The sequence below is a fragment of the Nostoc sp. JL23 genome (assembly GCF_017115065.1).
GTDB classification, from domain to species: domain Bacteria; phylum Cyanobacteriota; class Cyanobacteriia; order Cyanobacteriales; family Nostocaceae; genus Nostoc; species Nostoc punctiforme_A.
The window spans coordinates 43929-56600 of sequence record NZ_JABXKN010000100.1 but is presented as its reverse complement, the minus strand read 5'-3'; the positions used below and the strand labels follow the sequence as shown (position 1 = coordinate 56600).

10 protein-coding genes are annotated in these 12672 nt (G+C 41.3%); 6 read left to right on the top strand and 4 right to left on the bottom strand.

The window, feature by feature from the left end; translation table 11 throughout:
* Positions 1-186: 186 nt before the first annotated feature.
* Complete coding sequence (locus HWQ42_RS20325) at positions 187-594, top strand: CU044_2847 family protein (RefSeq protein ID WP_292815512.1); 408 nt, start codon at positions 187-189, stop codon at positions 592-594.
* Positions 591-1301 (top strand): TIGR04283 family arsenosugar biosynthesis glycosyltransferase, encoded by a 711-nt coding sequence (locus HWQ42_RS20320; RefSeq protein ID WP_292815509.1) that lies wholly within the window; start codon positions 591-593, stop codon positions 1299-1301. Before HWQ42_RS20325 ends, HWQ42_RS20320 begins: the two co-directional genes overlap by 4 nt.
* Here HWQ42_RS20320 and HWQ42_RS20315 read toward each other — a convergent pair.
* On the bottom strand, positions 1248-1562 hold the full coding sequence (locus HWQ42_RS20315; RefSeq protein WP_292815506.1) for a hypothetical protein: 315 nt from the start codon (positions 1560-1562) through the stop codon (positions 1248-1250). The genes HWQ42_RS20320 and HWQ42_RS20315 overlap by 54 nt on opposite strands.
* A 39-nt stretch (positions 1563-1601) precedes the next feature.
* Between HWQ42_RS20315 and HWQ42_RS20310 the strand changes: the two genes are divergently transcribed.
* The 3 genes from HWQ42_RS20310 (at position 1602) to HWQ42_RS20300 (ending at position 5071) form a co-directional block, all read left to right on the top strand.
* Positions 1602-2360 carry a TVP38/TMEM64 family protein gene (locus HWQ42_RS20310; RefSeq protein ID WP_292815503.1) on the top strand — a complete coding sequence of 253 codons (759 nt, stop codon included), beginning with the start codon at positions 1602-1604 and terminating at the stop codon, positions 2358-2360.
* On the top strand, positions 2329-3102 hold the full coding sequence (locus HWQ42_RS20305; protein ID WP_292815500.1) for a TVP38/TMEM64 family protein: 774 nt from the start codon (positions 2329-2331) through the stop codon (positions 3100-3102). Before HWQ42_RS20310 ends, HWQ42_RS20305 begins: the two co-directional genes overlap by 32 nt.
* A gap of 418 nt (positions 3103-3520) precedes the next feature.
* A complete protein-coding gene (locus HWQ42_RS20300) occupies positions 3521-5071 on the top strand; it encodes a mercuric reductase (RefSeq protein ID WP_292815497.1) in 1551 nt (516 codons plus the stop codon).
* 178 nt (positions 5072-5249) lie between these two features.
* Here the strand turns inward: HWQ42_RS20300 and HWQ42_RS20295 are convergent, their stop codons facing one another.
* Positions 5250-8756 carry a PA14 domain-containing protein gene (locus tag HWQ42_RS20295; RefSeq protein ID WP_292815495.1) on the bottom strand — a complete coding sequence of 1169 codons (3507 nt, stop codon included), beginning with the start codon at positions 8754-8756 and terminating at the stop codon, positions 5250-5252.
* 789 nt (positions 8757-9545) lie between these two features.
* Here HWQ42_RS20295 and mgtE point away from each other — a divergent pair.
* Entirely contained in the window at positions 9546-10946 is a 1401-nt protein-coding gene (mgtE, locus tag HWQ42_RS20290; protein WP_292731338.1) for a magnesium transporter, read from the top strand.
* A gap of 74 nt (positions 10947-11020) precedes the next feature.
* Here the strand turns inward: mgtE and HWQ42_RS20285 are convergent, their stop codons facing one another.
* On the bottom strand, positions 11021-11278 hold the full coding sequence (locus HWQ42_RS20285; RefSeq protein WP_292731336.1) for a hypothetical protein: 258 nt from the start codon (positions 11276-11278) through the stop codon (positions 11021-11023).
* 203 nt (positions 11279-11481) lie between these two features.
* Positions 11482-12354 carry an SDR family oxidoreductase gene (locus HWQ42_RS20280; protein ID WP_292815492.1) on the bottom strand — a complete coding sequence of 291 codons (873 nt, stop codon included), beginning with the start codon at positions 12352-12354 and terminating at the stop codon, positions 11482-11484.
* Positions 12355-12672: the final 318 nt, after the last annotated feature.

The following is a 12672-nucleotide window of genomic DNA, read 5'->3' as shown; positions in this document are numbered from 1 at the left end:
CCTATTTTTAGCCTAAATAGCCCTTTTTTGTCACTCTCGGAAAACAATAATCTTAGGCAAATTCTGAGACTTTGATTTAATCGAGGTTTGAGGTTTTATTTCATAACAGAAACTAAAATTTCTAGATAAAAAGTAGAAATTAAAGCTGGGCTACCCTAGACGCAATTCTTTTAGGCGAGATTATCCATGACTCAACTCACACCTATTCAATTAAAAGATGGCACTATTATTTACATTGAGGCTACAAATAATGTAGATGCTCCGCCAGTCAGCATCGAAGTTTCTCCAGAGGGAGAAGAAGAAGCGCTAATTGATAAGGGATGGGATGCTGATGCTGCACAAAAACAGATAGTGCAAAATTTCCAAGCAATTGAAGGTACAATTCGGGCTTACACTGTTTATTCACTCAATGCTTTTAAGAAAATCCCTGTTGCTAATATTGATAAAGTCACTCTCACTCTTGAATTTGGCATCAAAGTTGGCGGTGAAGCAGGTATACCTTACGTGACTAAAGGCACGGCTGAAAGCAATCTGAAGGTAACTGTAGAGTGTTCATTTCCTGACCAACCGGAAAAGAAAACTCAGCAATCATGAGTCAAAGTATTAGCGCTGCCAAAATTTCAATTATTATTCCGGCTATTAATGAAGCGGGGAATATTAAAAAAGCCATTGCTACTACTCAAGCCAATCTAAATATAGAAGTCATTGTAGTCGATGGTGGCTCTAGTGATGATACTGTAGCGATCGCTCAGTTTTTAAATGTCAAAGTTATCTCATCATCTCCCGGTCGTGCTGTGCAAATGAACGCGGGTGCTGTAGCGGCTAGCGGTGAGATTCTGTTATTTCTCCACGCAGATACCCGTTTGCCAACTGGGTTTGATGAGATGATTTGCACAGCACTACAACAACCTGGGACTGTAGCTGGTGCTTTTAAGTTGCGGATTGATGCGTCACGTTTAAGTTTACGATGGGTAGAGTGGGGAGTAAATGTGCGATCGCATTTTTACCAAATGCCTTATGGCGACCAAGCAATTTTTTTAACAAAGGAAGTATTTCAGCAAATAGGCAGTTTTCCCGAATTGCCTATCATGGAAGACTTTGAACTCATGCGTCGTTTAAAACGCATCGGACGCGTTGTAATTATTCCCACACCAGTTGTCACCTCAGCCCGTAGATGGTTGCAAAAGGGAGTATTGAAAACTACGCTACTTAATCAAATAGTAATTATTGCTTATTTGCTCGGCGTTTCACCTGAGCGAATTTGTAGCTGGTATCGCCGAGAAAAATTTAAGAGGCTTTAAGCTGTTTCTCATGTGGGTAGTATATCTTAGGGGAATTGGATTTGAGGTGTAAATTTTAAAGTTGAGCCTCAGAAGGTCAACATTGAGCTTCAAAAGGTCAAAGTTGAGCCTCAGAAGGTCAACATTGAGCCTCAAAAGGTCAACGTCGAGCCTCAGAAGGTCAACATTGAGCCTCAAAAGGTCAAAGTTGAGCCTCAGAAGGTCAACGTCGAGCCTCAGAAGGTCAACGTCGAGCCTCAAAAGGTCAACATTGAGCTTCAAAAGGTCAACATTGAGCCTCTGAGGGTGAAACTTATAAAAATGAACAAGCGTTTATTCAATTCCAAACTCAAACTACTACTTCTAAGTTGCCTGATTATCACTCTAATAATTGCTGCTAAACAGTTAAATTTTCAGGGACTTTTACAGACCTTAGTCATTTGGGTTCACAGTCTTGGTACTTTAGGGCCTATTGCCTACATAGTTATTTTCAACTTAGCAACATTACTATTTATACCGGGTTCTCTTCTAACCCTTAAAGGTGGTTGTCTGTTTGGTGTATTTTGGGGATCAATATATGTGCTAATTGCTGCAACAATCGGAGCAACCTTGGCTTTTCTCATTGGACGCTACCTGTCGCGGGATTGGGTTTCTCGACAAATAGAAAAACATCCTAAATTTAAAGCAATTGATTTAGCAGTTGCTAAAGAGGGATGGAAAATTGTTTTGCTAACTCGTCTTTCACCTATTTTTCCCTTCAATTTATTAAATTATGCTTTTGGAGTAACACAGGTTTCTCTCAAAGACTATATATTAGGTTCCTTCGGCATTATTCCCGGTACTGTGATGTACGTTTATATTGGTTCTTTAGCTGGTAATCTTGCCATGATTAACACCTCTCATCAACCAATTACTCCAGAAACTCAAGTCTGGCAATGGGTAATGCAAGTAATTGGGTTGATTGCTACCGTTGCTGTGACTGTGTATATCACAAAAATTGCTCAGAAAGCATTAGCTCAAAGTGTGGCAATAGAAGAAATCACAACCCATGAAAAAACTAACAATCATTCAGATATTTAAAAGTATTGATGCCAGAAACTTGCAGAAGCTTTTTAGCCTCAGTGTATTAATATTACTAATATTGGCAAGTAGTTTCTCATTAAACACAGACTTGGCTTTGGCACAAGAATTGACAAATTCAAATTCTTTCAATCCCCAAGCAATTTTACGCGAAGCCTTGCAGTGGATTGATAGCCTGGGTGCGTTAGGAGCCATAGCTTTTATTGCCCTTTATATTATCGCTACCGTTGCTTTTTTCCCAGGTTCTATTCTCACCTTGGGAGCTGGTGTGATTTTTGGTGCAGTTTGGGGTTCTCTCTACGTGTTTATCGGTGCAACCCTTGGGGCTACTGCTGCTTTTCTCGTCGGACGTTATTTAGCAAGGGGTTGGGTTGCTGGTAAAATCGCAGATAACAAAAAATTTGCCGCCATTGACCAAGCAGTGGGTAAAGAAGGATTAAAAATTGTCCTGTTAACGCGACTATCCCCCATATTCCCTTTCAATTTACTTAACTATGCCTTTGGCATCACGGGAGTTTCACTTCAAGATTACTTCATCGGCTCTCTAGGCATGATTCCCGGAACCATCATGTATGTTTATATTGGTTCCCTTGCAGGTAATCTGGCCATGATTGGGACTGAGACTCAACCTACCAACCCGACTTTACAATGGGCAATTCGCATCTTGGGTTTGATTGCGACAGTTGCCGTTACAGTTTATGTAACCCGGATTGCGCGGAAAGCTTTAGAAGAGGAATTGTAGGGTAGCACCACTGTACAAATCTATGTCAACTGCTAATTGCTGTAATATCATGTCCGCATAATTAGTTATGATTCCCATAGTCATTGCACCCCCCTTAATCCCCTTGCTAAGAGGGGCTACGGTGTATATACAAGTCAAATTACCCCCCTTAATCCCCCCTTATAAAGGGGGGAAACAAGAAATCTAATTCCCTCCCCTTTATAAGGGGAGGGTTAGGGTGGGGTAAAAACCAAATTCGTAAACTACTTCAGACTTGTGTGTACGCCATAGTTGCTAAGGGCAGGAGAGACAAAGCGTAGCTTTGGCGGGGTTGGTGTTCTTGTAGCTAACTCAATCGACGCTATAAACAAGCATAAAAAATAAAAGACTGATCTGCCTAAATTAATCGGGATTCTTAATTTTAAAAGAGGTTTTGCCAATGACCAATTCAGATTTAGAGAGAGTCACAGTTCGCCCAATAGACGAGTATAACCAAAAGTTGGTATCTTACGTCCATCCGCCAAATTGGGTTAATCCTCAACCCGCCGATGTTTACGACTTGGTAGTAATTGGGGCTGGTACGGCGGGATTAGTAGTGGCTGCGGGTGCTGCGGGTCTAGATTTGGGTTTAAAGGTGGCGTTAATTGAAAAGCATCTCATGGGTGGAGATTGCTTAAATGTTGGTTGTGTACCATCTAAAACTATTATTCGTTCTGCCCGCGTCGTTGGCGAAATCTGGGATGCTAAAGACTTGGGAGTTAATATTCCCCAACATAATATTGATGTTGATTTTCCCAAAGTTATGGCCAGGATGCGGCGGATAAGAGCTGATATCAGCCCTAACGACTCGGCGGAACGGTTTCAAAAGTTGGGTGTCGATGTCTTTTTGGGTAGCGGTCGATTTGCAAGTAAAAATACGGTGGAAGTTGGCGATAAAACCCTCCGATTTAAAAAAGCTGTAATTGCGACTGGCGCAAGAGCTGCACAACTGTCGATTCCGGGAATTGAAAAGGCAGGTTATCTAACCAATGAAACGGTTTTTTCTCTAATTCAACGACCGGAACGTTTGGCGGTGATTGGTGGCGGCCCTATTGGTTGCGAATTGGCGCAAGCTTTCCGGCGGTTGGGTTGTGAGGTGGTACTTTTCCATAGCGGTTCTCACATCCTTAATAAAGAAGATGCTGAGGGTGCTGAAATTCTCCGAAAGGTTTTGATTAAAGAAGGAATTCGCCTGGTACTAAATTCCAAGTTAGAAGAAGTAGTAACTGTCACCGAAGGGAAACGGCTTTACTTTTCCTCTAATGGTCATCGAGATTCAGTGACAGTCGATGAAATTTTAGTTGGTGCGGGGCGATCGCCAAATGTAGAAAATCTAAATTTAGAAGCTGTGGGTGTAGAATACGACAAGCACCAAGGCGTGAAGGTAAATGATTATCTCCAGACGACCAATCCCAAAATCTATGCAGCTGGCGATATCTGCATGAACTGGAAGTTTACCCATGCTGCTGATGCCGCGGCGCGAATTGTAATTAAAAATACCCTATTTTCTCCCTTTGGCATAGGACGCTCGAAACTCAGTAGTCTGGTAATGCCTTGGGTAACTTATACTGACCCAGAAATTGCTCACGTAGGGTTATCCGAACACGAGGCGCAGAAATTGGGTATTGAGGTGACGACAATCAACATACCTTTTAATAGTGTAGACCGAGCGATCGCAGATGGTGAAGAGTTAGGATTTCTCAAAATCCACCATAAAAAGGGGTCTGATGAAATTATCGGTGCAACTATTGTCGCCAGTCACGCGGGTGAGATGATTTCAGAAGTGACTACGGCAATGGTGAATAAAATCGGTTTGAGCAAGTTAAGCAGTGTAATTCATCCTTATCCCACTCAAGCCGAAGCGATTAAAAAAGCAGCTGATGCTTATCGCCGAACACTCTTAACATCAAATACCAAAAAACTGTTGGGATTCCTGACAAAGTTATCTTAACCAAAATCAGTGAACAGTCGGATAACTGTTCACTGATAACTGATAACTTTTATGTCATCTCTAAACCAATACGCTTGGGTTAAGGGTTATTGGCGTAGATAATTATTGGTCTTTCAAGACGCGATAAATCGCGTCTCTACATCAGGGTTTTGTTGCTCATTCTAAACTGTATTTATCTCTAAACAGGTCGGAAGCGATCGATCTCACCTCCGGTCAAGTTTGCGTAATACAAATTACCATCAGGGCCAGTGGTGATTTGTGTAGGCAGTCCTAGATTAGGCCTGTCTGTTTGGGAAGCAAACCGCTTAACTGAGGTAACTTTACCTTGACTATTTAATATCAAAGCATCGATAGTTCCTTGACTGAAATCACCAATGAATAAGGCACCTTGATAGATTGAAGGGAAAGTATTACCTGTGTAAAAATCACCCACGAGAATCGAATTAGAACCAGAATGCTTGTAAGTGTACAGTGGTTCTGTTACAGATGAGCCACTATTATAGAAGGCTTTTGCTGCATCTAAATTAGCGTAGGCTGGTTGTTTCAGACTGACGACATTACCATTTGCATCAAGGCCACCTTCATAGAATGGCCAGCCAAAGTTAGCTCCTGGTTTTCCGATATTGACCTCTTCGTAAGTACCTAAGCCAACATCACCAATTACGGGGGTATTGGTCTTTTTATCAATTGTGAAACGGAAGGGATTACGCAGACCTAAGTCATAAACTTTGGAAATATTGCTATTGGCGTCACCGTTGTAGAAAGGATTGCTTGATAAGCCTTTACCAGTAATCGGGTCAATCCGCAGAATCTTGCCGGATAGATTATTCTTATCCTGGACGCGAATTGCTCTGGGGTCTACTCCATTGTAGGAAGTACCATCTCCTAAGCTAACAAACAGAGAACCATCAGTACCAAAATGTACAGAACCAACTGAGTGAGATTCACTATCATTGGCTATAAAATTCTGGACATTTTGGACTTTATCGAGATTATTGAGATAATCCTGCAAGCTGGTAAACGGCTTACCAGTATCTTTGTTGAGAATTCCTGATGGTGCATAGCCAAGTGTGACATTTGTACTATTTCCATCAGGCTTGACAATATTCGCCCAAGTGCCATTTGTGCCGAGTAGTACAACTTCGCTGCCAGCGATCGCAGTAGTGTAATTAGTCTTGGGGTCGGCTGTAAAGCGACTTAGCCGTGCAGTACGATTCCCATTCTGATCGGGATCGTCCAATGTACTATTGGGATTGTTCTTAGAATTGCTTGTATTAGTTTCTGGTGGATCGTAGGTATACAACAGGTAAACATAGTTGTTGCCGTTTGGACTTTTGCCAAAATCTGGATGTACAGCAATGCCTAACAGACCGCGATCGCGCGTATCATTTACCTCTCCGCGAATATCAGTAAATGGTGTTGATAATAAGGTACCGTTTTTCATGACTCGCACTACCCCATTTTTCTGGGCAATGAACATACTGTTACCATCAGGTGCCCATTCAAAAGCTGTAGGTTGATTCAAACCAGAAGCTACCGTATCTAAAGCAAAGTTACCAGAATCATTATCAATAATAGTGATACTTGTCTGTTGATTAGTTAACTGCACTCCAACTGGGTTACTGAACTTCAAAGCAAATGTTTCATTTGATTCCCCAACGTTGTCATTAAGAATGGGGATAACAATTGTGTTGCTGGTTTGTCCGACTGCAAAACTCAAGCTTCCAGATACAGCCTGGTAATCAGATCCAGCTTTAGCAGTCCCATCTTGGGTTATGTAGTTGACGCTAGCAGCCGCCGAAGCATTGCCCCGTGTAACTGTCACCTTAGCAGTACCGTCACCCTCACTAACTACTGGCTGACTGAAATCGAGGCCGGAGCGATCGTTGTCTTGAATCGTAATTGCGAGAGTTCTTTGGACTCCGAGTGTTGCTCCCTCTGCCTGATCGATGACAAAATTAAAGGTTTCATCTGCTTCTATCGAGGAATCATCATTGATCGGAATGGATACCTGCGCACTGCTTTGTCCCGCCGCAAAAGTCAGTGTTCCAGCACTTTCAATACCTTCACTCCCATAGTCAACTCCTTTTGTAGCAGTATTACCTATAGTCGCATATTTGATTGAAGATGTACCACTTAAATCTCCAGTTCTAAGTATTTTAACGGTAACACTATCACTGCCTTCGTTCACAGTCGTCGAAGACGATCCTAATGTGATAGTGGTCTGAAGAAATGGTGAATAAAGTTGAGACTGAGGAATGATTTCCTTCGCCTGAGAGGCGCTTGACCAACGCAGTTGAGAAACAGCATTGCCTTTATTTTCGTAGTACTCAAGTTTAATATCGTATTTCTGACCTGCAACCAATGCGATCGAGCCACTGGATTCGGTGGCAGATTGATTGATAAACTGATTGATGATTTGTTGACCATTCACCCACAGCCGCACACCATCATCAGCAGTGGTGTAGAACTTGTAAGTTTCGCTGTACTTGGCTGCTACCTGACCTGTCCACCGCGCTGAGAAGCTATCTGCATCAATCGACGGAGCGGGAGAATCAGCGCCCCAATTAAAGTTCACCGTCGGATTTGTAGTAGTTACTTTCAGGTTAGTGAAGTCGATGTTGTCGTAGTACTCTCCTTTGAGTCCATTGCCACTACCACCACTACTAGGTGTGCTGACATTACTATACAGTTGGGACTGAGGAATGATTTCCTTCGCCTGAGAGGTGCTTGACCAACGCAGTTGAGAAACGGCATTGTTTTTATTTTCGTAGTACTCAAGTTTAATATCGTACTTCTGACCTGCAACCAATGCGATCGAGCCACTGGATTCGGTGGCAGGTTGATCGATAAACTGATTGATGATTTGTTGACCATTCACCCACAGTCGCACACCATCATCAGCAGTGGTGTAGAACTTGTAAGTTTCGCTGTACTTGGCTTCTACCTGACCTGTCCACCGCGCTGAGAAGCTATCTGCATCAATCGACGCATTGGGGGAACCAGCGCCCCAGTTAAAGTTCACCGTCGAATCTGTGCGAGTTACCTTCAGGTTGGTGAAGTCAATGTTGTCGTAATACTCTGCTTTTAGTCCGTTGCCATTACTAGCATTACTGACATTACTAACATTACTAGATGTGCTGACATTACTATACAGTTGCGACTGAGGAATGATTTCCTTCGCCTGAGAGGTGCTTGACCAACGCAGTTGAGAAACGGCATTGTTTTTATTTTCGTAGTACTCAAGTTTAATATCGTACTTCTGACCTGCAACCAATGCGATCGAGCCACTGGATTCGGTGGCAGGTTGATCGATAAACTGATTGATGATTTGTTGACCATTCACCCACAGTCGCACACCATCATCAGCAGTGGTGTAGAACTTGTAAGTTTCGCTGTACTTGGCTTCTACCTGACCTGTCCACCGCGCTGAGAAGCTATCTGCATCAATCGATGCATTGGGGGAACCAGCACCCCAGTTAAAGTTCACCGTCGAATCTGTGCGAGTTACCTTCAGGTTAGTGAAGTCGATGTTGTCGTAATACTCTGCCTTGAGTCCATCTCCTTGAGAGAGTAGGCTAGAGCGAGCAGAAATGCTGGTTTGCCCTTGGTCAATGCTTTCTAGAGATGATTTAGTTGTAATTACTGGGCTTACAGATGTTGATAAGTTTTGATTTGATGCCATAATTAATGTTGCAGGATTAGTTTTGCATTGATGAATATTTCAACCAAGAATGCATCATAAAGCTTGATATAAATATATTGATCGGCTAATCATTGATTGGCTTATAAATATATCTTTATTAATTACTAATTATGAATAATTACTTGAAGAACATATTAGTCTTTGTTTGCTTTCAAAAAATTACTGAGTTTTTGAGACCTTCTAAATTTCACTGATGTGCAGATGCATATTCAGTAAGGCAAGCAATGCTCAAGAAAGCAAATACATGCGTAATTAGTCAAATGTAATAACTTTACATAGATTACTTAAGTATCCTTTTACTTCTACATATTTGACAATAGATAGCGGTGTTATGTCTATCTTGTTTATGGAACTTTGTTTAAATATTCACATTGGCATATTCTTTTTTAAAGGAATATAAAAGTTTTGATAATGTTTAAGTAAAAATTGCCAAAGTACCGGATAATTTAATGTATTTTATCTACAGATTTATTAACTATATAAAAATTTGATAAAGAAAAATTTTAATATTTAAAGATTTAAAAAACTAATATTTATCTATATTTCATTTGAATATTACTTTATCTCTTTGTTACCAGAACCAGCAGAAATATAGTAATAACCTAAAATCAGTGGAAAAAAACTTTGCAAAAGCCTCACCAGTCATGCATTTAAGCTAGAGAACACAATTTACTGGAATTAAAAAATAATCAGTTTGACCTTGCACATCCCACTTTCCCCTAGACTAGGGGCAGCAACCTTGTTCAAACTGGCTGAGGAAAGTGGACTTTGACTGAGACAAACAATTTAAACTCTACCATCCAGAATCTCTCACGCAGGGAATTGCGAGATTTAGTGCGGACTCAGCTGCAAATGCTCCTAGAAGCAGGAGACTTGCAGGGAGCAAAAGCTATTCTCGTACCCGTGCAGCCTGCGGATATCGCCGAGGCGATTGAGGGTTTGCCAGAAGCGATGCACGCTTTGGCTTTTCGCTTGCTTTCTAAGGATGAAGCTATAGAAGTTTATGAATATCTCGACTACAGTGTTCAAGAACGGTTAATTGAAGAACTTAAAAGCCAGGAAGTCCGCGATATTGTCGATCAAATGTCGCCGGATGACCGAGCTAGGTTATTTGATGAATTACCGGCAAAAGTCGTCAATCACCTGCTAGAACAACTGAGTCCAGCAGAACGTCAAGCTACAGCCCAACTATTGGGTTATGAAGCTGATACAGCTGGACGAATTATGACGCTAGAGTTAATCTCGCTGAAAGAAAACTTTACAGTATCTCAAGCTCTAGAGCGAATTCGCAACTTAGCTAATGCCAGTGAGATGATTTATTATCTTTATGTCATGGATGCGGCAAGGCGCTTAACGGGGATTGTATCGTTGCGGGAATTAGTAACGTCTCAGCCTGAGCAAATTATTGGCGAAATTATGACCCGTGATGTGGTGTTTGTTTACACTGATACAGACCAGGAAGAAGTTGCAAGATTAATCCAAAGATATGATTTTTTGGCTGTGCCCGTGGTAGATCGAGAACAGCTTCTAGTAGGTATTGTTACGGTGGATGATGTGATTGATATTCTGCAACAAGAAACCACCGAGGATATTTATGCCTTGGGTGGTGGTGTGCAGTCGGGGGGCGACAATTATTTTCAAATGAATTTGCTGGAAATCGCTCGGAAGCGGGTAGTCTGGTTATTGGTCTTACTTGTAACCAATACCGTCACAGGCACGATTATTAAGTCGCAAGAGGATCTTTTAGCAAAAGTGGTGGCACTAACAGCCTTTATCCCCTTGTTGACTGGTACTGGGGGTAATGTAGGCGCTCAATCTTCCACAGTGGTGATTCGTGGGATGAATACCGATGAAATCCGATCGCTTGGTGCATTGCAGGTAATCGGCCGGGAAGCGATCGCTGGGGCACTATTGGGAGGAATGTTAGGTACGATCGCTACTGTCTGGGCTTATTTTCTGCAAGGACGATTAGAAGTAGCGATCGCTGTAGGCACTAGTTTGGTAGCTATTTCTATTTTGGCTTCGATCTCCGGTTCAGCACTGCCATTTCTATTTCGCTATCTTCGTTTAGATCCGGCATTAATGTCTGCACCATTCATTACCACAGCAGTTGATGTTGTAGGTGTTTTGATTTATTTCAATTTGGCGCGGGTAATTTTAAAGTTATGAAAAAAGTCATTAGTCATTAGTCATTAGTGAATAACACACTACAAATGACAAAGGACAAATGACTAACTTAACTTTTATAATTCTGATTCCGTATCTGGAGCAACAATTTCGCCAGTACCTAATTGCAGTATCAAGTCCTGCTCAGTAATCAAGCCGCTGAGTTCCTTCACTTGTAAATTCATTTCTTCACAAGCTTGTCTGAGTTCTTGGGCAAATTTATTGAGGTCTTGACCATAGCCACATTGATAAGCAGCGGTTTCAATCCCTTGCTTGGCATTTGCTCTAGCACAATCTACTAATTCTGTGCCATGCAGTGGTGTAAGAGATGCCATAAACCTTGTTATTATTCTTTAAATGTACGCTGTTAGCCAGATTATCAATATTTCTACATGAAATCATCCCTCCAATGGATGACCATGAGGGTAGAGTTATAAGTTTAGAATTAGGAGTTAAAAATTAAAATTTGTAAGTTTAAAATATATCGTTTATAACTCTTAATTCCTAACTCCTCACTCATAACTCCTAACTATTTTAATTACCCGTTTACAACATCTCCACCATTGACATGTAACACTTGTCCAGAGACATAAGAACTATCATCAGAAGCTAAATATACGTAGCTAGGAGCAACTTCTTCTGGTTGTCCGGCTCGTTCCATTGGTACTTGTTTACCAAAAGTTTCAACTTTCTCTTCGGGAAAAGTTGAGGGAATTAAAGGTGTCCAAATTGGCCCTGGCGCGACAGCATTAACCCGAATTCCTTTTGATACCAAATTTTTTGATAATGAACGAGTAAAAGCAACGATCGCACCTTTTGTAGAGGAGTAATCTAGTAGTTGTGCATTACCTTTATAAGCTGTTACTGATGTGGTATTGATGATAGAACTGCCCGCTTGTAGATGCTTGAGTGCAGCCTTAGTCATGAAAAACATCGAGAAGATATTAGTGCGGAAAGTTCGCTCTAGTTGTTCTTCGGTGATTTCTTCAATACTTTCTTTCGGATGTTGTTCGGCGGCGTTGTTGATCAGAATATCGAGTTTGCCAAACTCACCAACTGTTTGTTGTATGGCTTGCTGACAAAAACTTTCATTGCCAATATCACCTGCAATAGTTACTGCACGACGCCCTTGTTTTTCTACCAAATGTTTTGTTTCTTTGGCATCATCGTGTTCATTAAGGTAAAGAATTGCCACATCTGCACCTTCTTTTGCAAATGCGATCGCAACAGCACGACCAATCCCACTATCTGCACCCGTAATTAATGCTACTTTATCTTGTAACTTACCACTACCCCGATACTGAGCATCATCTGCTTTGGGTTTTGGTGTCATTTCTGATTCAACACCTGGTGTTTCTTGTTGCTGTGGCGGTTGTAATTTTTGCTCTTTTTTCTCTTTTGATTTAGCCATCTGTTTTACCTTGGTAATTGAATATTGAATGGGTATTGGAAAAGGGGAATTGGGCACTAGTTATACTCCATCTTTCTCCTATTCCCTATTTCATAACTAAACCTTGGATCGAAAATTCAACCCAAGGTTTATTTTTTGCTTTGACTCTCACTAGCCATTTGCAATTTTAGGCATTTATATCCTCGATGTTTGCCAAACTTACTTATTCCAGCAACTCTACGCAACTTACATTATTTATCCTTACGCCTGACCATGGAAATAAATACACAACTCTAATGTGATGAAGAATTTATCTTTTTCATCTGCTTTCAAGTTAAC

What these genes read in the sequence shown, in the direction of transcription:
- HWQ42_RS20325 (WP_292815512.1), top strand. Translation starts at nt 187, where the DNA reads ATGACTCAACTCACACCTATTCAATTAAAAGATGGCACTATTATTTAC.
- HWQ42_RS20320 (WP_292815509.1), top strand. Translation starts at nt 591, where the DNA reads ATGAGTCAAAGTATTAGCGCTGCCAAAATTTCAATTATTATTCCGGCT.
- HWQ42_RS20310 (WP_292815503.1), top strand. Translation starts at nt 1,602, where the DNA reads ATGAACAAGCGTTTATTCAATTCCAAACTCAAACTACTACTTCTAAGT.
- HWQ42_RS20305 (WP_292815500.1), top strand. Translation starts at nt 2,329, where the DNA reads ATGAAAAAACTAACAATCATTCAGATATTTAAAAGTATTGATGCCAGA.
- HWQ42_RS20300 (WP_292815497.1), top strand. Translation starts at nt 3,521, where the DNA reads ATGACCAATTCAGATTTAGAGAGAGTCACAGTTCGCCCAATAGACGAG.
- HWQ42_RS20295 (WP_292815495.1), bottom strand. Translation starts at nt 8,756, where the DNA reads ATGGCATCAAATCAAAACTTATCAACATCTGTAAGCCCAGTAATTACA.
- HWQ42_RS20285 (WP_292731336.1), bottom strand. Translation starts at nt 11,278, where the DNA reads ATGGCATCTCTTACACCACTGCATGGCACAGAATTAGTAGATTGTGCT.
- HWQ42_RS20280 (WP_292815492.1), bottom strand. Translation starts at nt 12,354, where the DNA reads ATGGCTAAATCAAAAGAGAAAAAAGAGCAAAAATTACAACCGCCACAG.